The following is a 21276-nucleotide window of genomic DNA, read 5'->3' on the forward strand; positions in this document are numbered from 1 at the left end:
AGCACCAGTGACCTCCCTGACCTTGGTCGACACCGACCCAGCCAGCCTCGCCGTCGACGCGGTCGTCATCGGCGTGTACTCAGACGCCGACACGGCCCCGGGCGGCGACGCGAAACTGCTGCTCGCGCCCGGTTCCGAGAGCATCGCCGCGGCGTTCGGCGACCGGCCCGGAGGCGGGCTGGCCGAGACCCTGCGGGTGCTCGGGGCGACCGGCGCGCTCGGTGAGGTGACCAAGCTGGCCGCGTTCGGCGCGGTCAAGGCCCCGCTCGTGGTCGCGGTCGGCCTGGGCGCGGACTCCGGCGGGGCGCCGCCGGCCGAGTCGCTGCGCCGCGCGGCCGGGTCGGCGGCCCGGGCCCTGGCCGGTTCCGCCTCGGCCGCGCTGGTCCTGCCGCTGGCCGCCGACGAGAGCGCCGAGGCGCAGAGCACCGGGCTGCGGGCCGTGGCCGAGGGCGCGGTGCTCGGCGCGTACCGGTTCGCGGGCTACAAGTCCAAGCCGGTCGCCGGCCGCCGGGACCCGTTGCGCAAGGTGCTCGTACACGTGCCGGACGCCGGCAACAAGGGCGCCAAGGCCGCGCTCAAGCGCTCCACGGTGCTCGGCGCGGCGGTCAGCCGCACCCGCGACTGGATCAACACGGCGCCCAACGAGCTGCGGCCGCCCGCCTTCGCCGAGCAGGTCGCGGCGGCGGCCCGCGAGGTCGCTCTCGATGTTTCGGTACTCGATGAGAAGGCCCTGGCCCGCCAGGGCTACGGCGGCATTCTGGCCGTCGGGCTGGGCTCGGCCGCGGCACCGCGCATGGTGCGGCTGGCCTACGAGCCGGCTGGCGCCACCCGGCGGATCGCGCTCGTCGGCAAGGGCATCACCTTCGACACCGGCGGCGTGTCGATCAAGCCGACGGCCGGCATGTGGGAGATGAAGTCCGACATGTCCGGTGCGGCCGCCGTGGTCGCCGCCATGCTCGTGATCGCGCAGCTCAAGCCCAAGGTGGCGGTCGTGGCGTACGCGCCGATGGCCGAGAACATGGTCTCCGGCAGCGCGTACCGGCCGGGCGACGTGGTCAAGATGTACAGCGGCGCCCAGGTCGAGGTGCTCAACACCGACGCCGAGGGCCGCATGATCCTCGGCGACGCGATCGCCCGGGCCTGCGAGGACGAGCCCGACTACCTGTTCGAGGTCTCGACCCTGACCGGCGGGCAGGTGATCGCGCTGGGCAAGCGGATCGCCGGCGTCATGGGCACGCCGGAGCTGTGCGAGCGGGTCCGCGACGCGGGCGAGCGGGCCGGGGAGCCGGCGTGGCCGATGCCGCTGCCGGAGGACGTGCGCAAGGGCATGGACTCCGACGTGGCTGACATCTCACAGGTCAACGCGGGGATGGACCGGGCCGGGCACATGCTGCAGGGCGGCGTGTTCCTGTCGGAGTTCGTGACCGAGGGCGTCCAGTGGGCCCACATCGACATCGCGGGCCCCAGCTACCACACCGGCGAGCCGTTCGGCTACTGGACCAAGGGCGGCACCGGCGTTCCGGTTCGCACCCTGGTTGAGCTGGTGGAAGAGATCGCGGCCGAATAGTCAGGCCTTTTTGTTTTTGGCGTTGTAGTCGCGCCAGCGCTGGGGGTATCCGACCAGCGCGATGTCGTAGACGGGCATGCTCAGGCGGTGCGCGAACTGGCGCGCCGCCTGAGGGCTGTCCATCCGCCGCCGGGTCCACTCGCCGTCGTGGGCGATGAGCAGCAGTGTCGTCTCCGTCACGGTGGTGCGCGGCTCGATGAAGCCCTCGACGCCCCGCCGGCTGCGGACGAACTCCTCCAGATAAGCCAGGTCCTCGCGGGTGGCGGCGCGTCCTCCCGCTGCCGGCTTGCGTCGGCGGAACCAAGCCACGATCGCTCCTCATCGTCGAGTCCGTGCACAGCTCGTGCACAGGGTACGACGTCAGCGCCGGTCGCCGGGACCCCGCAGAGGCGCCCTACCGTCGCAGGCCAGGCTCGCTAGTGACAAGATGGCCTCGGATCGTCATGCGAAGGGCGACCCCCCATTCGCACCGTCACGAGCCGGGAGGCTTGTGCATCACCTGGGAGAATTCGTGAGCGACCCACACGCCAACTCCTTCGACGTTCTTGTCCTGGGCGGCGGTAGCGGCGGCTACGCCACCGCGTTCCGCGCCACCCAGCTCGGCCTGTCCGTCGCGCTGGTCGAGAAGGACAAGCTCGGCGGCACCTGCCTGCACCGCGGCTGCATCCCGACCAAGGCGCTGCTGCACGCCGGCGAGATCGCCGACGCGGCCCGCGAGGCCGACCAGTTCGGCATCCAGGCCGTGTTCAACGGCGTCGACATGAAGGCCGTCAACGCCTACAAGGACGGCGTGATCACCAAGCTGTACAAGGGGCTGCAGGGCCTGGCCAAGGCGCGCAAGGTGACGCTGATCGAGGGCGAGGGGCGGCTCGTCGGGCCGGACGCCGTCGAGGTCGCCGGCACGCGGTACACCGCGAAGAACATCGTGCTGGCCACCGGCTCCTACTCCAAGACCCTGCCCGGCCTGGTCGTCGACGGCGAGCGGGTCATCACCAGCGAGCACGCGCTGACCCTGGACCACGTGCCGGCCTCCGCGGTCATCCTGGGCGGCGGCGTCATCGGCTGCGAGTTCGCGAGCGCCTGGAAGTCCTTCGGCGTCGACGTGACCATCGTCGAGGCGCTGCCCCGGCTGCTCGCGGTCGAGGACGAGGCCAGCTCGAAGGCGGTGGAGCGGGCGTTCCGCAAGCGGGGCATCAAGTTCAAGGTCGGCAAGCCCTTCGAGGGCGTCGAGCGCACCGACGCCGGCGTCAAGGTGTCGATCCAGGGCGGCGACACGATCGAGGCCGAGCTGCTGCTGGTGGCCGTCGGGCGCGGCCCGACCACCGCCAACCTCGGCTACGAGGAGCACGGCGTGAAGATGGAGCGCGGGTTCGTCATCACCGACGAGCGGCTGCGCACCTCCGTGCCGGGCATCTACGCGGTCGGCGACATCGTGCCGGGCGTCCAGCTGGCCCACCGGGGCTTCCAGCAGGGCATCTTCGTGGCCGAGGAGATCGCCGGGCAGCACCCGCAGGTCTTCGACGAGTCGGGCATCCCGCGGGTCACCTACTCCGAGCCGGAGGTCGCCTCGGTCGGGCTCAACGAGTCCAAGGCCCGCGAGCTGCACGGCGACGACAAGATCGAGACCGTCCAGTACGACCTGACGGGCAACGGCAAGAGCCAGATCCTGCGCACCGCGGGCTTCGTGAAGCTCGTCCGCGTCAAGGACGGCCCGGTCGTCGGGGTCCACATGGTGGGCTCCCGGGTGAGCGAGCTCATCGGCGAGGCCCAGCTGATCTACAACTGGGAGGCGTTCCCCGGGGACGTCGCCCCGCTCGTGCACATGCACCCCACGCAGACGGAGGCTCTCGGCGAGGCGCACCTGGCGCTGGCCGGCAAGCCGCTGCACGTCCACTAGGCATCCGACCGCCACCCAAGCACAGTTCGAGGAGTCGTTACACATGCCGGTATCGGTCACCATGCCCCGGTTGGGCGAGAGCGTCACCGAGGGCACCGTCACCCGCTGGTTGAAGCAGGAGGGCGACCAGGTCGAGGCCGACGAGCCGTTGCTCGAGGTCTCCACCGACAAGGTCGACACCGAGATCCCGTCGCCCGCGTCCGGGGTGCTGACCCGGATCGTCGTGCAGGAGGACGAGACCGCTGAGGTCGGCGCCGAGCTCGCCGTCATCGGCGGGGACGCCGCCGAGGGCGGCTCGGCCCCCGCGGAGGAGCCGGCCGCGGAGGAGGAGTCCGAGGGCGTCGAGCCCGAGCAGGAGCCGTCCGAGGAGCAGGAAGAGCCCGCCGAGGAGCCCGTCGCCCAGGAAGAGCCCGCCGAGGAGCCGACGCCGGCCTCGTCCGGTGAGGGCACGTCGGTGAAGATGCCCGCGCTCGGCGAGAGCGTCACCGAGGGCACCGTCACCCGCTGGCTCAAGCAGGTCGGCGACAGCGTCGAGGCCGACGAGCCGCTGCTCGAGGTCTCCACCGACAAGGTCGACACCGAGATCCCGTCGCCGGTCGCCGGCACGCTGCTGGAGATCAAGGTCCCCGAGGACGAGACCGTCGAGGTCGGCGCCGAGCTGGCCGTGATCGGGTCCGCGGGCGCCGCCCCGGCCGCCGCGAAGGCCCCGGAGCCCAAGGCCGAGCCCAAGGCCGAGGCGAAGCCCGAGCCAAAGGCGGAGCCGAAGCCCGAGCCCAAGGCGGAGCAGCCCAAGCCGCAGCCCAAGGCCGAGGCCCCGAAGCCGGCGGCCAAGCCCGCCGCGGCCGAGCCTCAGCCCGCCGCGGCCGCCCCGGTCCAGGCCGGACCGGCCACCAACGTCACCGCGGGCGGCTCGTCCGGCGGCAACGGCAAGGTCGAGGGCGACGAGGCCGGCTACGTCACGCCGCTGGTCCGCAAGCTCGCCGCCGAGCACGGGGTGAACCTCGCCCAGCTCTCCGGCACCGGCGTGGGCGGGCGCATCCGCAAGCAGGACGTGCTCGACGCGGCCGCCAAGGCGAAGGAGGCCGCGGCGAAGCCCGCGCCCGCCGCAACTCCGGCCGCCGCCCCCAGCGGTGGTGGCAGCACCGCTGCGGCCCCGAAGGCGGCCCCGAGCCCGCTGCGCGGCCAGACCCAGAAGCTCAGCCGGATGCGGGCCCTCATCGCCCGCCGGATGGTCGAGTCGCTGCAGGTCTCGGCCCAGCTCACCACGGTCGTCGAGGTCGACGTGACCAAGGTGGCCAAGCTGCGGGACAAGGCCAAGGCGCAGTTCCAGGCCACCCACGGCGTGAAGCTGTCGTTCCTGCCGTTCTTCGCGCTGGCCGCGGTCGAGGCGCTGCGGGTGCACCCCGCGGTCAACTCGTCGATCGACCTGGAGGCGGGCACCGTCACGTACCACGACGCCGAGCACCTGGGCATGGCCGTGGACAGCGACAAGGGCCTGATCGTCCCGGTCATCAAGAACGCCGGTGACCTCAACCTGGCCGGCCTGGCCAAGCGCATCGCCGACGTGGCCGACCGGACCCGCAACAACAAGCTGAGCCCGGACGACATCGCGGGCGGCACGTTCACGCTGACCAACACCGGCAGCCGGGGCGCGCTGTTCGACACGCCGATCATCAACCAGCCGCAGGTCGCGATCCTGGGCACCGGCGCGGTCGTCAAGCGCGCCGTCGTGGTCAGCGACCCGGAGCTGGGCGAGATCATCGCGCCGCGCTCGATGGTCTACCTGGCCCTGTCCTACGACCACCGAATCGTCGACGGCGCCGACGCGGCCCGCTTCCTGACCACGGTCAAGGAGCGGCTCGAGGGCGGCCAGTTCGAGGCCGACCTCGGCTTGTAGCAGCGCAGGCCGACGTCGGCCTGTGGCAACGCAGGTCGCACTCGACCTATAGCAACACGGTCGCGCTCGGCTTGTAGCAGCACAGGTCACGCTCGGCCTGCAGCAACGCAGGTCACGCTCGACTTAAAGCAACGCAGGTCGCGCTCGACTTGTAGCAACGCAGGTCGCGCTCGGCTTGTAACAAAACAGGTCGAACTCGGCTTGTAGCAACACAGGTCACAGAGGCGCCCGGTCCGCCGGGCGCCTGGTCAGACCGCATGTCACAGGGGCGCCCCGGTTTCGCCGGGTGCGCCCTTGATGTTCTCCGGGGCCGGATCCGGGCAAGATGACTGCATGCAGATCCTGATCGCGGGGGCGTCCGGGTTTCTCGGGCAGCGGCTCATCCCCCACCTGCGCGCGGCCGGACACCAGGTCACGCCGCTCGTCCGGCGGCCACCCCGCCCGGGTGAGGTGCGCTGGGACCCGACCGCCGGGGTGCTCGACGCGACCGTCGTGGCCGCCGCCGACGCGGTGATCAACCTGGCCGGGGCGGGCGTGGGCGACAAGCGGTGGACCGCGCAATACAAGAAGGTGCTGGTCGACAGCCGCGTGGACACGACGCGCACGCTGGCCATGGCCATCGCCGCGGCCCAGACCAAGCCCCGGGTGCTGCTCAACTCCTCCGCCGTGGGCTTCTACGGCGACACCGGCGACCGGGAGGTCGACGAGACCTCCCCGGCCGGCGAGGGCTTCCTGGCCGACCTGTGCAAGGTCTGGGAGGCGGCGACCCACCCGGCCGAGGACGCCGGAACGCGGGTGGCCCTGCTGCGCACCGGCTTCCCCCTCGACCCGGCGGGCGGCCTGCTCAAGCCGATCGCGATGCAGTTCCGGTTGTTCGCGGGCGGGCGGATGGGCAGCGGCAAGCAATACCTCCCGTGGATCTCGGTCCCCGACTGGCTGCGCGCGGTCGAGTTCGTGCTCGAGCGCGAGCTGTCCGGGCCGGTCAACCTCACCGGGCCGGACCCCGTGACCAACGCCGAGTTCTCCGAGGCCCTGGGCCGGGTCATGCACCGGCCCAACCTGTTCCCGGTGCCGGGCTTCGCGCTGCGGGCCGCGGTCGGCGAGTTCGGCGGCGAGGCCCTGGCCAGCCAGCGAGTCCTGCCCGCGGTGCTGGTGCGCGAGGGCTTCCCCTTCGCACACCGCACCGTGGAGGCCGCGCTGCAACAGGCCGTGTCGGCGACCACGTAAGCGTCACCGCCGGCGCAGGCCACACCGTCGCGTCAGCGCCGGCGCAGACCGCACCGCCGACACGGCGCTTCAGCACGTCATGTCGGCGATGTCCGCGACCACAGAAGCGTCAACGCCGGCGCAGGCCACACCGCCGACACGGCGCTTCAGCACACCGTGTCGTCGGCCACGAAGGCTTCGGCGCCGGTGCAGGCCACACCGCCGCGTCAGCGCTGGCGCAAACCGCGGCGCCGACACGGCGCCTCAGCACGCCATGACGTCGATCACGCGAGCCGTTAGCGCCGGGTGCAGGCCGCACCGCGCCGTCACCGCTGACGCAGACCGCACCGCGCCGTGAGCGCCGGCGCAGACCGCACCGCGCCGTCACCGCCGGCGCAGACCGGACCGCCGACACGGGACCTCAGCACGCCATGTCGGCGATGTCCGCGACCACGAAAGCGTCAGCGCCAGCGCAGACCGCACCGCCGACACGGCGCTTCAGCGCGCCATGTCGGCGATGTCGGTGACCGCGTAAGCGTCAGCGTCGGTGCGGGCCGCAGCGCCGACGCGGCGGTTCAGCAGGCCGTGTCGTCGATCACGTAGTAGTTGGTGGCGGTCTGGCGCAGGCCGTGGGTGGTGAACACGTTGTAGAGGCCCATGTTCTGGTTGGAGCCGTTGGCGTAGGTGTACCCGCCCGACTGGTGCGCCCGGCCGGCCACCACGTGCGCGTAGTTGCTGGCCCGCACGCACGGCCCGGAGCCCTGGGTCGGCGTAGGGCTGGCGGTCGGGCTCTTGGTCGGGGTCGGGCTCGCCGAGGTCGGGCCGGTGGTGGTCGGGCCGGTGGTGGGTCCGCCGGTGGACAGGCCCCAGTCGAGGGCCTGGTAGTACGACGAGCAGATGGTGTCCTTGTAGTACGTACCGGCGGTGCCGCACTGCTCGGTCGCCGAGCCCGGGTCGACGGGCGTGGCGTGGGTCATGCCGGACACGAGGTACACCTTGACCTTGTCTCCGTAGTTGGAGAACGAGGTGCCGCCGGGCAGCGAGGCGGTGGCGGTCGGGGTCTGGCTCACCCCGAGGACGTTGGTCCACTGGTCGCGCAGCTCGGTCGCGTTGGCCGGGGCGACCGTGGTGTCCGAGGTGCCGTGCCAGATCGCGACGCGGGGCCGGGTTCCGCTGTACCCCGAGTATGCGCCCCGGACCAGGTCGCCCCAGGCCGCCGGGGTCTTGTCGACGCCGGGGTTCATGCAGCTGTACGCGTTGACCATGGAGGTCGCGCGCCGGTACGGGAGCCCGGCCATGATCGCCCCGCCGGCGAACACGTCGGGGTAGGTGGCCAGCATCACGGCGGTCATCGCGCCGCCGGCGGAGAGGCCGGTGACGTACACGCGGGCGGGGTTGGTGCCGTAGTTGGACACCGCGTAGTCGACCATCTGCTTGATCGACAGCGGCTCGCCGGAGCCGCGGGCGGTGTCGCCGGTCTCGAACCAGTTGAAGCAGCTCGTGCTGTTGTTGGCGGACTTCTGCTCGGGCAGGACCAGCGCAAATTTCCACAGGTCGGCGTACTTGCGCCAGCCCGAGTTGGTGAAGTAGTCGGTGGCGTTCTGGGTGCAGCCGTGCATCGCCACGACGAGCGGCGCGCCGGAGGGCAGGCCGTCGGGGCGGTAGGAGTACATCGTGAGGTTGCCGGGGTTGGATCCGAAGCTGCCGACGGTCGTGAGCGTGGCCGCGTAGGCCGGCGTGGAGACGGTCGTCAGGGCTACGGCGGCGAAGAGCGCGGCGATCCCGGGCAGGATCCAGCGCAGTGATCGGGGCATGGCGGCGCCCTTTCTCCTGTGGGAAGCACCACGCTAGGTGTGAGGTTCGACGCACCACTATGTCCGGATCCCACACAATCCCGCCCGGCGTAGTCTGGGTCCGTGACCAGCGTGGTGGGAATGCGGATCGTCCGGGCCGGGCTCGTGGACTACGAGGCCGCCCTCGCCGAGCAGCGACGGGTGCACGCGGAGGTCGCCGACGGCGCCGCCCCGGACACGGTGCTGCTGCTGGAGCATCCGAGCGTCTACACCGCCGGCAAGCGCACCGAGCCCGCCGACCGGCCCTTCGACGGCACGCCCGTGATCGACGTCGACCGCGGCGGCAAGATCACCTGGCACGGGCCGGGGCAGCTGGTGGGCTACCCGATCGTCAAGCTGCCGGACCCGGTGGACGTCGTGGCGTACGTGCGGCGCATGGAGCAGCTGCTCATGGACGTCTGCGCGGAGTTCGGGGTGACCACGATCCGGGTCGAGGGGCGCAGCGGCGTGTGGGTCCCGGCCGACGAGCGCGGGCCCGAGCGCAAGGTCGCGGCGATCGGGATCCGGGTCGCCCGCGGGGTCACCCTGCACGGCTTCGCGCTCAATGCGGACTGCGACCTTTCGCGGTACGACATCTTCGTGCCCTGTGGCATTCGCGACGCGGGGGTCACCTCGCTGTCGTGGGAGCTGGGCCGGGACGTGACCGTGGACGAGGTGCTGCCGGTCGTCGAGCGGCACCTCACGACGCTGTACTGATGCCCTCCTGGCTGATGCGGTAGGCCACGACCGGGATGAGCTCCGGGTCCACGTCGTCCAGCCGGTCGTGGCTGTCGCAGGCGAAGCCGAAGAGGCCCTGCATCGACGTGCAGCCGAGCTCGTCCGGGTCGGTGTCGGCCCGCTCGAAGCCCAGCGGCTCCCCCTCGTCCTCGATGACGCCCGGGTCCGCGCACACGCTCAGCGCGCGGACCCGCTCGCCGTCGCGCCAGACGCCGTAGCTGGTCCAGCCGGCGTCGCTGTGGGCGGCGTGCAGGTACACGTTGCGCCGCTCGGACGCGGCGAGCACGGACCGGTCGAGGTCGGACGGCCGGCGCGGGGTCAGGCCCCAGCTGCAGACCAGGTCCAGCCCGGGGAAGCAGCCGACGTAGACCACGTCGGCCGGCGGGTTGAGCGCGTCGACCAGCAGCTCGTCGCCGATCTCCTCGACCTGCGCGCCCGGGAACAGCCGTTCCACGAGCGCGCGGGTGGCCGGTTTGTCCAGCACGGGGTACGAGCGCAGGACGTCGATCGGATTGCCGTCGGAGAAGGCCACCAGCGTGTCGTTGAGCACCACCTCTGGCTCATTGCCGGGCCGGATGATCGGGAAACCTCTTCGAAGTGACGTCAATCGCGTTCCCGGTTTCTGAGCAGTCGCCGGGCGTAGTCTTCGAAACGTGACCGCCGTTGTTCCTGAAGGCCGTCGTCTGCTGCGCATCGAAGCGCGTAACGCGGAGACGCCGATTGAGCGCAAACCGTCGTGGATCAAGGTCTCGGCCAAGATGGGTCCCGAGTACACGCATCTGCGCGGCCTTGTGCAGCGCGAGGGCCTCCACACGGTCTGCCAGGAAGCCGGCTGTCCCAACATCTACGAATGCTGGGAAGACCGCGAGGCGACCTTCCTCATCGGCGGCGACCAGTGCACCCGCCGCTGCGACTTCTGCCAGATCGACACGGGCAAGCCGGCCGAGTTCGACGCCGACGAGCCGCGCCGGGTGGCCGAGTCGACGGCGACGATGGGACTCAAGTACGCGACCGTGACCGGCGTGGCCCGCGACGACCTGCCCGACGGCGGGGCCTGGCTCTACGCCGAGACCGTCCGGCAGATCCACGCCCTGGTCGAGGGGTGCGGCGTCGAGCTGCTCATCCCCGACTTCAACGGCGACGACGAGCAGCTGGGCGAGGTGTTCGCGGCCCGCCCCGAGGTGCTCGCGCACAACGTCGAGACCGTGCCGCGGATCTTCAAGCGGATCCGGCCGGCCTTCCGCTACGACCGCTCGCTCGGGGTCATCACCAAGGCGCGCGCCGCCGGCCTGGTGACCAAGTCGAACCTCATCCTCGGCATGGGTGAGGAGCGCTCCGAGGTCTCGCAGGCGCTGCGCGATCTGCACGAGGCCGGGTGCGAGCTGGTGACGATCACGCAGTACCTGCGGCCGACGCCCCGCCACCACCCCGTGGAGCGCTGGGTGAAGCCGGAGGAGTTCGTGGAGCTGCGCGAGGAGGCCGAGCAGATCGGCTTCTCCGGGGTGCTCTCCGGGCCGCTGGTGCGCTCCTCGTACCGGGCCGGGCGACTGTACCGGCAGGCGCTGGAGACCCGGGCGCTGCGCTCCTGACGTCATCCCGCCGGGGGCTGGACAACCTGGGCTCCCGGCCGGTGCGGCCATCCCTCTAGACTCGGGGGTATGGCAAAGGCCCAGGAGCCGGAGAAGGTCTCCTTCTTCACTCGGCTCAAGCAGATCGGCATGGTGTTCTCGTTCACCGCCAAGCGCGACAAGGCGTTCGTGCCCCTCGTGGTGACCGTTGTCCTCGTGCCGCTGATCGCGGTCGGCGTCGCCATCGCGCTGGGTGTGTCCTGGATCTGGGCCCCGCTCGGCGTCCTGCTGGCGCTGCTCGGCACCGTCATCGTGCTCAACCTGCGCTCGCAGAAGGCCATGATGAAGGAGGCCGAGGGGCAGCCCGGGGCCGCCGCCTCGATCATCGAGAACATGCGCGGCGACTGGCGGGTCTCCCCCGCGATCGCGTCCACCACGCAGTTCGACATGGTGCACCTGGTCATCGGCCGCCCCGGCGTGATCCTGCTCGGCGAGGGCAACACCGCCCGGGTGAAGGGCCTCATCGCCCAGGAGCGGCGCCGGCTGGTCAAGGTGATCGGCAACGCGGAGCTGCGCGACTACATCGTCGGCAACGAGGAGGGGCAGGTCCCCCTCCCGAAGATCCGCAATCTGCTGATCCGGCTGCCGCGCACCATCACCGCCAAGGACGTCAACTCCCTGGACAAGCGGCTCAAGGCGCTGTCCGCCCGGCCGCAGATGCCGCGGGGCGCCCTGCCCAAGAACATGAAGCCCCCGAAGGGCCAGTTCAAGGCGATGCGCGGGCGGTAAAAAACTGCTCAGGCGGCCTGTACGACCGAGCCACTGGCTTTGTCGTGCAGGCCGCGTTGCTGTTGGTCCATGATCAGGCAGGTGATCAATGGGAGCATTACGATCGCCCGCAGGAGCGCCCGCGGTACACCCAAGGGACGCCCTGTGTTCATGGACACACAGCGGATTTTGAACAGGCGCATGCCGAGCGTCTGGCCGAAGAACCCCAGGAACAGCCCGTAGACGACCACGAAGATCCCCGGCGCGAGCCACGGTTCATCGGTCGGCGTCGCGAACGCACCCGCGATGAGCAGGCACGATACCCAGTCGACGAGCAGCGCGCCGAAGCGCCGGGCGAGAGTTGCGGGGGCGGGTTCCACAGCGGGTCAGACTATCGAACGACATGCCCCCGCTGATCGGCCGAGTGACGGTCCGCCACGGAGCCGCGAAACACAGCGGAAACAATTGAGACATGCCAGGGCAATCGCACAGTTCTACGGTCGCGACCAACCAGACACCTTCACACTGAAGTGATCACCAGACTGGTCAGCCTGCGACCTGGAGGACGAGTGTTCGCCAATTCTGAAGAGCTGTTGCGATACGTGAAGGATGAGGGCGTCCGCTTCGTCGACGTCCGCTTCTGCGACCTGCCGGGCGTGATGCAGCACTTCAACGTCCCGGTCGAGTCGTTCGACGATGCGGTCTTCAGCGACGGTCTGGCCTTCGACGGCTCGTCCATCCGTGGGTTCCAGGCGATCCACGAGTCGGACATGCTGCTCCTGCCCGACCCGACCTCGGCGTTCATCGACCCGTTCCGGGTCGAGAAGACCCTCGCGCTCAACTTCTTCATCCACGACCCGTTCACCCGCGAGGCCTACTCGCGTGACCCGCGCAACGTGGCGAAGAAGGCCGAGGCGTACCTCAAGTCGAGCGGCATCGCCGACACCGCCTACTTCGGTCCCGAGGCGGAGTTCTACATCTTCGACTCGATCCGGCACGAGACCTCGGCGAACCAGGCCTTCTACTACATCGACTCGATCGAGGGCTGGTGGAACTCCGGCAAGGAGGAGCCGGGCGGCAACCGCGGCTACAAGACCGCGTACAAGGGCGGCTACTTCCCCGTCCCGCCGGTCGACCACTACGCCGACCTGCGCGACCAGATGGTGCAGCGGCTCATCGCGGCCGGCTTCGTCGTCGAGCGCTCCCACCACGAGGTCGGCACGGCCGGTCAGGCTGAGATCAACTACCGCTTCGGCACCCTGCTGCAGGCGGGCGACCAGCTGCAGCTGTTCAAGTACATCATCAAGAACACGGCGTGGGCGGCCGGCAAGACCGCGACGTTCATGCCGAAGCCGCTGTTCGGTGACAACGGCTCGGGCATGCACACCCACCAGTCCCTCTGGATGGGCGGCGAGCCGCTGTTCTACGACGAGGCCGGCTACGGCGGCCTGTCGGACACCGCGCGCTGGTACATCGGCGGCCTGCTGCACCACGCCCCGTCGCTGCTGGCCTTCACGAACCCGACGGTCAACTCGTACCGCCGCCTGGTTCCCGGCTACGAGGCCCCGGTCAACCTGGTCTACTCCCAGCGCAACCGCTCGGCCTGCACCCGCATCCCGGTGACCGGCACCAACGCCAAGGCCAAGCGCGTCGAGTTCCGCGTCCCGGACCCGTCGGCCAACGTGTACCTCGCCTTCTCGGCGATGCTCATGGCCGGCCTGGACGGCATCAAGAACAAGACCGAGCCGCCGGCGCCGATCGACAAGGACCTGTACGACCTGCCGCCGGAGGAGGTCGCCAACGTCAAGCAGGTCCCCGGCTCGCTGGACGAGGTCCTGACCACCCTGGAGGGCGACCACGGCTTCCTGCTCGAGGGCGGCGTCTTCACCCAGGACCTGGTGGACACCTGGATCTCGTACAAGCGCGCCAACGAGGTCGACCCGGTCCGCCTGCGCCCGACCCCGCACGAGTTCGCGATGTACTACGACGTCTGATCGTCAGCTCCAACGAAAGCGGCCCGTCCCCTGCTGGGGGCGGGCCGCTTCCGCGTTTCCGGCTCAGACCTTGATCCACGTGCCGCACCGGTCGGTCTCGAAGTCCTGGCCGGCCTTGATGGTGACCCGCAGGTTGCCGCCGCCGATGTGGTTGTCGACGATGTCGCGCCCGTTGGTGCCGCTCTTCAGGATCGCCCAGTAGCAGTCCGACCCGGCCCCGGTCACCTTGTAGGTGCCGGCCGGGACGTCCTCGCCCACGGTCCAGGTGCCGTCCTCGATGGTCGTCGCCGGCGGGGGTGGCGGCGGCGCGGCCGCGGTGGTCGGCGGCGCCGGGGGTGAGGTCGTGGCCGCCGCCGTCGTCGGGGCGGCGACGGTGACCGTGACCGTCACGTACACCGGGCTGACGCCGGGCGTGGCGGCCGCGAGCGCCGGATCGGCCGACCCGCCGTCGAGCGCCACGGTCGCGCCGGCCCCGATGGCCAGCCCGGTGACCAGGCCGACCACGGCGAAGAGGAGCGACCTGGCGCCGCTCTTCGGCGGCTCGGGCACGATCGGCGGAGGCGTCGGCTCGAGGTGCGGCGCGGGCCCGGGGACGTACGGAATCGGCGGCGGGGTGGCTTCCGGCTCGGTCATGGTCGAGAGTGTGGCCCTGACGCAGCCGGACTGCCTCGGCCGATCATGCAGCGGGCGCCCTCAACCGCATGGGAACCGCATCGCCCTCCAGGGTCAGGCCTCGTCGAAGATGCGTTCCACGGCGGCTCGGGCGCGGCGGGCCACGCGCAGGTACTCGTCCAGGAACTCCTGCGGCTCCGTGCCCGGGTCCAGCGCCGAAGCGGCCGCGGCGAGGTCGGGCCCCTGGCGCGGGAGTTGATCGGTCGCACGGCCGCGGACCAGGGTCAGCAGGTTGCGGGCGCGGGAGGCCTGGCGCCAGGCGGCCTCCAGTTCCGCGGCGTCCGGGGCGCTCACCAGGCCCGCCGAGGTCGCCGCGTGCAGGGCCTGCAGCGTTCTGGGGGTGCGCAAGGACGGTACCGAATGGCCGTGTTGCAACTGGAGGAGTTGCACGGTCCACTCGACGTCGGCCAGTCCGCCCCGGCCCAGTTTGGTGTGGGTGGCGGGGTCGGCGCCGCGGGGTAGGCGTTCGCTGTCGACGCGGGCCTTCAGGCGGCGGATCTCCAGGATCTGCTCGCGGGTCAGGCCGCCCGCCGGGTAGCGGTTGGTGTCGGCCAGCTCGAGGAAGCGCGCGCCCAGGGACGGGGAGCCGGCGACCAGGCGGGCGCGGAGCAGGGCCTGCGCCTCCCAGACCTTGGACCAGCGGGCGTAGTACTGCTTGAAGGCGGCCAGGCTGCGCACGAGCGGGCCCTGGCGGCCCTCGGGGCGCAGGTCGGCGTCGACGCCCAGCGGGGGGTCGTGGGCCGGGCGGGCCAGCAGGCGGCGGAGGTCCTCGGCGATGGTGAGCGCGGCCTTCGCGGCCACGTCGTCGGGGGTGCCGGGCGCCGCCTCGTAGACGAACAGGACGTCGGCGTCGGAGGGGTAGCTGGTCTCGGCGCCACCCAGGCGGCCCATGCCGATGATGGCGAACTCCAGCGGTGGGGCGCCGGCCGCGGTGACGCCCAGGGTGGCGCGGAGGGTGGCGTCGATCACCGCCGAGAGGGCGTCGCCCACCGCCGTGACGTCCAGCAGGCCCAGCAGGTCGGCGCAGGCGATGCGGAACAGCTCGCGGCGGCGCAGGGCGCGCACCGCGTTGATCGCGGCCTCGGGGTCGCTGTGGCGGGCCGCGGCGGCCGCGAAGCCCTCGGTCAGGACCTCGGCGCTCCTTGGTACGAGTTCGGCGTCCTCGGCCAGCAGGCGCAGCGCCTCCGGGTCGTGGACCAGCAGGTCCGTCACGTAGCGGGAGAGCGCGAGGAGCCGGGCCAGGCGCAGGGCGACCGGGCCCTCGTCGCGCAGGAGGCGCAGGTACCAGGGGGTGTTGCCGACCTTCTCCGAAACCTGGCGGTAGGCCAGCAGGCCGCGGTCGGGCTCGGGGGCGTCGGCGAACTCGCTGAGCAGGGCCGGCAGGAGCTGGCGCTGGATGGCGGCGGTGCGCGAGACGCCGCCGGTCAGGGACTGGATGTGGCGCAGGGCGCCGGCCGGGTCGGCGAAGCCCAGCAGGTCCAGCCGGGCGCGGGCGGCGTCCGGGGTGAGGCGGAGCTGTTCGGTGGGGACCCGCGCGACCGCCTCCAGCAGCGGGCGGTAGAAGAGCTTGGCGTGCAGGCGGCGGACCTCGCCGGCGTGGCGTACCCATTCGGCGCGGAACGACTCGACGGCGTCGCGGGCGGCGTTGGGGCGGTAGCCGAGGGCGTGGGCGAGCCAGCGCAGGCCGTCCGGGTCGTCCGGGACGGTGTGCGTGCGGCGCAGGCGCTGCAGCTGCAGGCGGTGCTCGACCACGCGCAGGAAGCGGTACGCGCGCAGCAGCGCCTCGCCGTCGGCCAGCCCGACGTAGCCGCCCTCGATGAGCGCGCGCAGGCCGGCCAGGGTGGTCGGGGTGCGCAGGGACTCGTCGGCCCGGCCATGGACCAACTGCAGCAGTTGTACGGCGAACTCGATGTCCCGCAGGCCGCCCGGCCCACGCTTGATCTCGCGGTCCACTTCGGCTCGCGGGATGACGTCGATGATCCGCCGGCGCATGGAGCGGACCTCGTCCACCGCCTCCGGACGCTCGGCGGCCGACCAGATCAGCGGCTGGAGCTCGGCCAGCCACTGCTCGCCCAGGGCGAGGTCGCCGGCGGCCGGGCGGGCCTTCAGCAGCGCCTGGAACTCCCAGGTCTTGGCCCACTTCTTGTAGTACGCCAGGTGCGAGGCGACGGTCCGCACCAGCGCGCCGCGGCTGCCCTCGGGGCGCAGGGCGGCGTCGACCGGCCAGGCCACGAAGCCGCAGATCTCCATCATCCGGGCGGCCAGGGCGCTGCCGGCCCGCATGGCCTTCTCGGTGTCGGTGGTGCCGACCGGCTCGGCCACGAAGACCACGTCGACGTCGCTGACGTAGTTGAGCTCGCGGCCGCCGCACTTGCCCATCGCGATGACGGCGAGCCGGCACTCGTCGGTGCCTCGCTCGGCGACGGCGATGGCGAGCGCGGCCTCCAGGGTGGCGTCGGCGAGCTCGGTCAGGCGGCGCATGGTGACCTCGACGTCGGCCGCCGCGGTCAGGTCGGCGGCGACGATGCGCAGGAGCTCACGGCGGTACCCACTGCGCAACAACGGCACCGAGGTGACGTCCCGGGTCGAGTATCCGGCCGGGCGGCTGTTCTGCTCCCCGACCAGCTCGCGCCACTCGTCGGGGTTGGCCACCAGCAGGTCGCCGAGGGTCGCGGAGACGCCGAGGACCCCGATGAGCCGCCGGCGCAGCGCCCTGTCGGTCAGCACCGCGTCCCGCACGTCCTCCCCCGCCGCCTCGACCAGCCGGTGCAGCTGGAAGAGGGCGAGGTCCGGGTCGGCCGCGAAGTACAGCGTGTCGAGCACCGCGGTGGCGTCCTCGTCGGCCGGGCGGCGGGCCGCCGGGTCCCACAGCCGCAGCCCGTCGGGGCCGGCCATCCGCTCGGTGCGCTCGTTGTCGGTGAACCCGTACCGGGCCAGGTGCGCGGGGCTGACCTTGATCGGGTCCATCAGCGCGGGCCGATCAGCGGCAGCGAGCGCAGCCCGTCGGCGCCGGCCGGAGGCGTGCGCCCGAGCGCCACGGCCGCGAACCGCTCGGCGAAGGGCTTCCAGACCTCGGCGACGTCGTCCTGGGCGGCCTCGACCCGCTCCAGCATCTCCACCGCGTCGATGCCGAGCTCGCCGAGGGTCTGCACGCCCTCCATGGCCCACTGCGCGAACATCGGCACGTCGCACTCGATGTGGAACTGCAGGCCCCAGGCGGCCGGGCCGAGCCGGTACGCCTGGATCGGGTAGTGCAAAGAGGCGGCCAGCAGGGTGGCGTTCAGGGGGAGCTCGACGATCTCGTCGTGGTGCCACTGGAACACGTCCGGGGCGAACGGGACGGCGGCGAAGATCGGGTCCTGGTCGGCGATGTCCCGCCGGGCGACCAGCTTGACGCCGATCTCCGGGCCGGTCGCGCTGCGCTCGACGGTGCCGCCGTGCGCGTGCGCCAGCAGCTGGGCGCCGAGGCAGACGGCCAGGGTCGGCAGCTTGTGCCGGACCGCCTTGCGCAGCAGCCCGTCGAGCTCGTCGAACCAGGGCGCGGCGCGCTCGCCGGTTTCGTCCGGGAACGCGTCCTGCTCGCCGCCGAGGACCACCAGGGCGGCGTACCCGTCCAGCGTCGCGGGCAGCGCATCGGCGGCGTGCGGCCGGACGATCTCGAGTTGCAGGCCGCCGGAGGTCAGCCAGTCGCCGAGCCGGCCGGGGCCGTCGGAGGGGTCGTTCTCGACCACGAGGGCCAGGTTCCCGATCGTCACACACCGACAATATCCATCCCCGGGGAAGGTGGAGGATGGGCACATGAGCATCGTTACGCCGGGGTTCCACGGCGCCCGTCGCGGTGGCGGGCCGCAGCTGCCGCCGGGGCAGTACCTCGCCCACGACTTCCCCGTCCTGTCCGCCGGGCCGACGCCGCGGGTGCGCACCGAGCGGTGGGAGTTCGTGATCGCCACCGAGACGGGCGAGGAGAAGAGCTGGAACTGGGCCGAGTTCACCGCCCTGCCGCACGAGGACGTCACGGTCGACATCCACTGCGTCACCAAGTGGTCCAAGCTCGGCACCGGCTGGCGGGGCGTGGCGGTCGACACCCTCCTCGCGGACGTGGAGACCGCCGCCGACTACGTCATGGCACACTCCTACGACGGGTACACCACCAACGTCCCGCTCGAGGACCTCGTCGACGGGCAGGCGTGGGTGGCGTACCGCTACGACGGCGCGGCGCTGACCCCGGAGCACGGCGGGCCGGCGCGGCTGCTGGTGCCGCACCTGTACCTCTGGAAGTCCGCGAAATGGCTGCACAAGCTGCGGCTGATGACGCAGGACGAGCCGGGCTTCTGGGAGGAGGCCGGCTACCACAACTACGGAGACCCATGGCGCGAGCAGCGGTACCAGGGCGACTGACCTGGCGGAAGGCGATCCTCAAGGCGGTCCGGCAGGAGACGCCGACGGCGCGGACGCTGGTCTTCGACGTCGACGGAGGCTGGCCAGGCCACCTGGCCGGGCAGCACGTCGACGTCCGGCTCACCGCCGAGGACGGCTACCAGGCGCAGCGCAGCTACTCCATCGCGTCCGCGGACGGCCTGGAGATCACCGTGCAGCGCCTGGACGGCGGCGAGGTCTCGCCCTATTTGTCGGAAACCTACGACATTTCGTGGCCGGTGGAGGTTCGCGGGCCCATCGGCGGATGGTTCGTCTGGCGGGCGACTGATCCTTCGCCGGTACAGCTGATCGCCGGAGGATCCGGAATCGTCCCACTGATGGCGATGATTCGCGCGCGAGCGGGACTCAGGACGCCGTTCAAGCTGCTGTATTCGGTCAGAACGCCCGAAGACACGATTTATGCCGACGAGCTCCGGCAGCGGGCGAGGGACGACGCCGGGCTCGACGTGCAGTACATCTACACCCGGGTGCGCGGCAAGCGCATCGGGCTCGCCGACGTCAACACCCACACGTGGCCGAACGACTTCCAGCCGAGCGTGTTCGTGTGCGGGCCGACCGGGTTCGTGGAGACGACCGCCGACCTCCTCGTCGCGCTCGGCCACGACCCGCAGCGGATCAGGACCGAGCGCTACGGGTGATCACATCATGCCGAGGTACCGCTCCCGCTCGAACGGCGTGACGACGCGGCGGTACTCCTCCCACTCCGTCCGCTTGTTCTTGAGGAAGAAGTCGAAGACGTGCTCGCCGAGCACCTCGGCCACCAGCTCGGAGCCGGCCATGACGTCGATCGCCTCGGCGAGGTTCTCCGGCAGCGCCTCGTAGCCGGCCGCGCGCCGCTCGCCGTCGGTGAGGGCCCACACGTCGTCCTCGGCGCCGGGCGGCAGCTCGTAACCCTGCTCGATGCCCCGCAGGCCGGCGCCGAGCATGACGGCGTAGGCGAGGTACGGGTTGCAGGCGGCGTCGAGCGAGCGCACCTCGACCCGGGCCGAATTGGGCTTGCCGTAGGCCGGGACGCGGACCAGGGCCGAGCGGTTCTTGTGGCCCCAGCAGACGTACGCCGGCGACTCGGTGATCCGGTTCGGCAGGGTCTGTGGGAACAGCCGCTTGTAGGAGTTCACCCACTGGTTGGTGATCGCGGTGTACTCCCGGGCGTGCACGAGCAGGCCCGCGATGAACGCCTGGCCGACCTTCGACAGCTTCATCGGGTCGCTGGCGTCGTGGAACGCGTTGCGCTCGCCCTCGAACAGCGACAGGTGCGTGTGCATGCCGCTGCCCGGCTGCTCGGTGAACGGCTTGGGCATGAAGGTCGCGTGCACCCCGTGGGAGAGCGCGACCTCCTTGATGACGTGCCGGAACGTCATGATGTTGTCGGCCGTGGTCAGCGCGTCGGCGTAGCGCAGGTCGATCTCCTGCTGGCCGGGCGCGACCTCGTGGTGGCTGAACTCGACCGAGATGCCGATCCGCTCCAGCGCGAGGACCGCCTGGCGGCGGAAGTCGCGGGCCACGGAGTGCGTGGTGTGGTCGAAGTAGCCGCCGCTGTCCACCGGCCGCGGCACCGAGCCGTGCTCGCCGAGGTTCTCCAGCAGGAAGAACTCGATCTCGGGGTGGGTGTAGAAGGTGAAGCCCTTCTCGGCCGCCCGCGACAGGGCCCGGCGCAGCACGTGGCGCGGGTCGGCCCAGGACGGCGAGCCGTCGGGCAGCGTGATGTCGCAGAACATGCGGGCGCTCTCACCCGACATGCCGCCCTCGAACGGGAACACCTGGAACGTCGTCGGGTCCGGGATGGCGACCATGTCCGACTCGTAGACCCGGGCGAAGCCCTCGATCGCCGAGCCGTCGAACCCGATGCCCTCCTCGAAGGCGGACTCGAGCTCGGCCGGGGCGACCGAGACGCTCTTGAGGGTGCCCAGCACATCGGTGAACCACAGCCGGACGAAGCGGATGTCCCGCTCTTCGAGCGTGCGGAGTACGAACTCCTGCTGACGATCCACGTGATGCCCCCACAAAAGCTCCGGCCGATTCGGGCCAGTCTGTCCCGGCGGTATTACACACAAGTTACCGGACCGCCGTATGTGACCAGGCACGGGCGTGAACGAGCGGTCCCGGCTGGGTATGGGACGGCTCATGACGGACTCCCCCGACCTGTGGGCCTCGCTCGTCGACCGGGTGCGCGACCGGGCGGCCCACTCCGGCGCCGTGGCCCTGGAGCTCACCGGCGACGTCAGCTCGGCCGTCGCCGCGGTCGTGGCCTGCGACGCGCTCGGCCCGACCAACGTCACCGGCCTGTTCCTGGCCGACGCGGTCATCCCCGAGGTGCGGGACCTGGCCCTGCACACCGGACTGGACTTCCGCCTGGAGCCGGTGCAGCCGATGCTCGACGCGTTCCTGGCCAACCTGACCCTCGGCCCGGCCGCCGCGACCAGGCTCGCCGCCCGGGTCCGCCGGGTGGTGCTCCTGGCCCTGGCCGAGGAGGAGGGCCGCGAGGTTCTGGATCCAATAGCGGAGGTGCCGGCGTCGGTACTGCCCGAGCTCGCACGCTGGCGCAACGAGCGCGCCCTGGCCTCGGGCGACCCGGCGCCGATCCCGGTGGCCGCGATGTGAAAAACCGCATCGGCGCGGTACCAATCGCCGCCGCCGGTGCGACCATCGGGATGTAGCCCGGGGACCCCGGATGGGGCCTCGAGGAGTCTGAGGAGGACA

The 21276-nt window shown here is 71.4% G+C and carries 19 protein-coding genes; 11 read left to right on the forward strand and 8 right to left on the reverse strand.

What is annotated here, in order from left to right:
• The first annotated feature begins 7 nt into the window (after positions 1-7).
• Entirely contained in the window at positions 8-1567 is a 1560-nt protein-coding gene (locus tag ACQP00_RS44650) for a leucyl aminopeptidase (protein ID WP_433209160.1), read from the forward strand.
• Here the strand turns inward: ACQP00_RS44650 and ACQP00_RS44655 are convergent, their stop codons facing one another.
• A complete protein-coding gene (locus ACQP00_RS44655) occupies positions 1568-1876 on the reverse strand; it encodes a hypothetical protein (RefSeq protein ID WP_433209164.1) in 309 nt (102 codons plus the stop codon).
• 202 nt (positions 1877-2078) lie between these two features.
• Between ACQP00_RS44655 and lpdA the strand changes: the two genes are divergently transcribed.
• The 3 genes from lpdA to ACQP00_RS44670 all read left to right on the forward strand — a co-directional run bounded on the left by lpdA (position 2079) and on the right by ACQP00_RS44670 (position 6588).
• Positions 2079-3464 carry a dihydrolipoyl dehydrogenase gene (gene lpdA, locus ACQP00_RS44660; RefSeq protein ID WP_433209167.1) on the forward strand — a complete coding sequence of 462 codons (1386 nt, stop codon included), beginning with the start codon at positions 2079-2081 and terminating at the stop codon, positions 3462-3464.
• A gap of 43 nt (positions 3465-3507) precedes the next feature.
• Positions 3508-5361 carry a 2-oxoglutarate dehydrogenase, E2 component, dihydrolipoamide succinyltransferase gene (gene sucB, locus ACQP00_RS44665; RefSeq protein ID WP_433209170.1) on the forward strand — a complete coding sequence of 618 codons (1854 nt, stop codon included), beginning with the start codon at positions 3508-3510 and terminating at the stop codon, positions 5359-5361.
• A 333-nt stretch (positions 5362-5694) separates the two neighbouring features.
• Positions 5695-6588 (forward strand): TIGR01777 family oxidoreductase, encoded by an 894-nt coding sequence (locus ACQP00_RS44670; RefSeq protein WP_433209173.1) that lies wholly within the window; start codon positions 5695-5697, stop codon positions 6586-6588.
• A gap of 554 nt (positions 6589-7142) precedes the next feature.
• On the opposite strand, the gene ACQP00_RS44675 is transcribed toward ACQP00_RS44670, so the two are convergent.
• Positions 7143-8381 carry an extracellular catalytic domain type 1 short-chain-length polyhydroxyalkanoate depolymerase gene (locus tag ACQP00_RS44675; protein WP_433209175.1) on the reverse strand — a complete coding sequence of 413 codons (1239 nt, stop codon included), beginning with the start codon at positions 8379-8381 and terminating at the stop codon, positions 7143-7145.
• A gap of 120 nt (positions 8382-8501) precedes the next feature.
• Here ACQP00_RS44675 and lipB point away from each other — a divergent pair, with 120 nt between their 5' ends.
• On the forward strand, positions 8502-9116 hold the full coding sequence (gene lipB / locus ACQP00_RS44680) for a lipoyl(octanoyl) transferase LipB (protein ID WP_433224224.1): 615 nt from the start codon (positions 8502-8504) through the stop codon (positions 9114-9116).
• On the opposite strand, the gene ACQP00_RS44685 is transcribed toward lipB, so the two are convergent.
• A complete protein-coding gene (locus ACQP00_RS44685; protein WP_433209178.1) occupies positions 9100-9690 on the reverse strand; it encodes a DUF6928 family protein in 591 nt (196 codons plus the stop codon). The genes lipB and ACQP00_RS44685 overlap by 17 nt on opposite strands.
• Before the next feature lie 100 nt (positions 9691-9790).
• Between ACQP00_RS44685 and lipA the strand changes: the two genes are divergently transcribed.
• A complete protein-coding gene (gene lipA, locus ACQP00_RS44690) occupies positions 9791-10726 on the forward strand; it encodes a lipoyl synthase (protein WP_433209181.1) in 936 nt (311 codons plus the stop codon).
• A 69-nt stretch (positions 10727-10795) separates the two neighbouring features.
• On the forward strand, positions 10796-11494 hold the full coding sequence (locus ACQP00_RS44695; protein WP_433209184.1) for a DUF4191 domain-containing protein: 699 nt from the start codon (positions 10796-10798) through the stop codon (positions 11492-11494).
• An 8-nt stretch (positions 11495-11502) separates the two neighbouring features.
• Here the strand turns inward: ACQP00_RS44695 and ACQP00_RS44700 are convergent, their stop codons facing one another.
• Positions 11503-11853 carry an RDD family protein gene (locus tag ACQP00_RS44700; protein WP_433209187.1) on the reverse strand — a complete coding sequence of 117 codons (351 nt, stop codon included), beginning with the start codon at positions 11851-11853 and terminating at the stop codon, positions 11503-11505.
• A gap of 189 nt (positions 11854-12042) precedes the next feature.
• Here ACQP00_RS44700 and glnA (ACQP00_RS44705) point away from each other — a divergent pair, with 189 nt between their 5' ends.
• Complete coding sequence (glnA, locus tag ACQP00_RS44705; RefSeq protein ID WP_433209190.1) at positions 12043-13467, forward strand: type I glutamate--ammonia ligase; 1425 nt, start codon at positions 12043-12045, stop codon at positions 13465-13467.
• A 63-nt stretch (positions 13468-13530) separates the two neighbouring features.
• Here the strand turns inward: glnA (ACQP00_RS44705) and ACQP00_RS44710 are convergent, their stop codons facing one another.
• The 3 genes from ACQP00_RS44710 to ACQP00_RS44720 form a co-directional block, all read right to left on the reverse strand.
• Positions 13531-14100 carry a hypothetical protein gene (locus ACQP00_RS44710; protein ID WP_433209193.1) on the reverse strand — a complete coding sequence of 190 codons (570 nt, stop codon included), beginning with the start codon at positions 14098-14100 and terminating at the stop codon, positions 13531-13533.
• Between the two features lie 93 nt (positions 14101-14193).
• Positions 14194-17106 (reverse strand): bifunctional [glutamine synthetase] adenylyltransferase/[glutamine synthetase]-adenylyl-L-tyrosine phosphorylase, encoded by a 2913-nt coding sequence (locus tag ACQP00_RS44715; RefSeq protein WP_433209196.1) that lies wholly within the window; start codon positions 17104-17106, stop codon positions 14194-14196.
• The gene (locus ACQP00_RS44720) at positions 17106-17894 is read right to left on the reverse strand and encodes a type 1 glutamine amidotransferase (protein ID WP_433209199.1); all 789 of its coding nucleotides are present in this window, start codon (positions 17892-17894) and stop codon (positions 17106-17108) included. Before ACQP00_RS44720 ends, ACQP00_RS44715 begins: the two co-directional genes overlap by 1 nt.
• Positions 17895-17937: 43 nt before the next feature.
• Between ACQP00_RS44720 and ACQP00_RS44725 the strand changes: the two genes are divergently transcribed.
• Both ACQP00_RS44725 and ACQP00_RS44730 read left to right on the forward strand, forming a co-directional pair.
• A complete protein-coding gene (locus ACQP00_RS44725) occupies positions 17938-18537 on the forward strand; it encodes a sulfite oxidase-like oxidoreductase (RefSeq protein ID WP_433209202.1) in 600 nt (199 codons plus the stop codon).
• Positions 18507-19214: a ferredoxin reductase gene (locus ACQP00_RS44730; protein WP_433209205.1), complete on the forward strand. Its 708-nt coding sequence runs from the start codon at positions 18507-18509 to the stop codon at positions 19212-19214. Before ACQP00_RS44725 ends, ACQP00_RS44730 begins: the two co-directional genes overlap by 31 nt.
• Here the strand turns inward: ACQP00_RS44730 and glnA (ACQP00_RS44735) are convergent, their stop codons facing one another.
• The gene (gene glnA, locus ACQP00_RS44735; RefSeq protein ID WP_433209208.1) at positions 19215-20567 is read right to left on the reverse strand and encodes a type I glutamate--ammonia ligase; all 1353 of its coding nucleotides are present in this window, start codon (positions 20565-20567) and stop codon (positions 19215-19217) included. It abuts the gene before it with no gap.
• Positions 20568-20700: 133 nt separating this feature from the next.
• Here glnA (ACQP00_RS44735) and ACQP00_RS44740 point away from each other — a divergent pair, with 133 nt between their 5' ends.
• Complete coding sequence (locus ACQP00_RS44740) at positions 20701-21177, forward strand: hypothetical protein (RefSeq protein ID WP_433209211.1); 477 nt, start codon at positions 20701-20703, stop codon at positions 21175-21177.
• The last annotated feature ends 99 nt before the right edge of the window (positions 21178-21276 follow it).

Origin of the sequence: Dactylosporangium sp. CS-047395, from assembly GCF_050942185.1 — a bacterium.
GTDB lineage: Bacteria > Actinomycetota > Actinomycetes > Mycobacteriales > Micromonosporaceae > Dactylosporangium.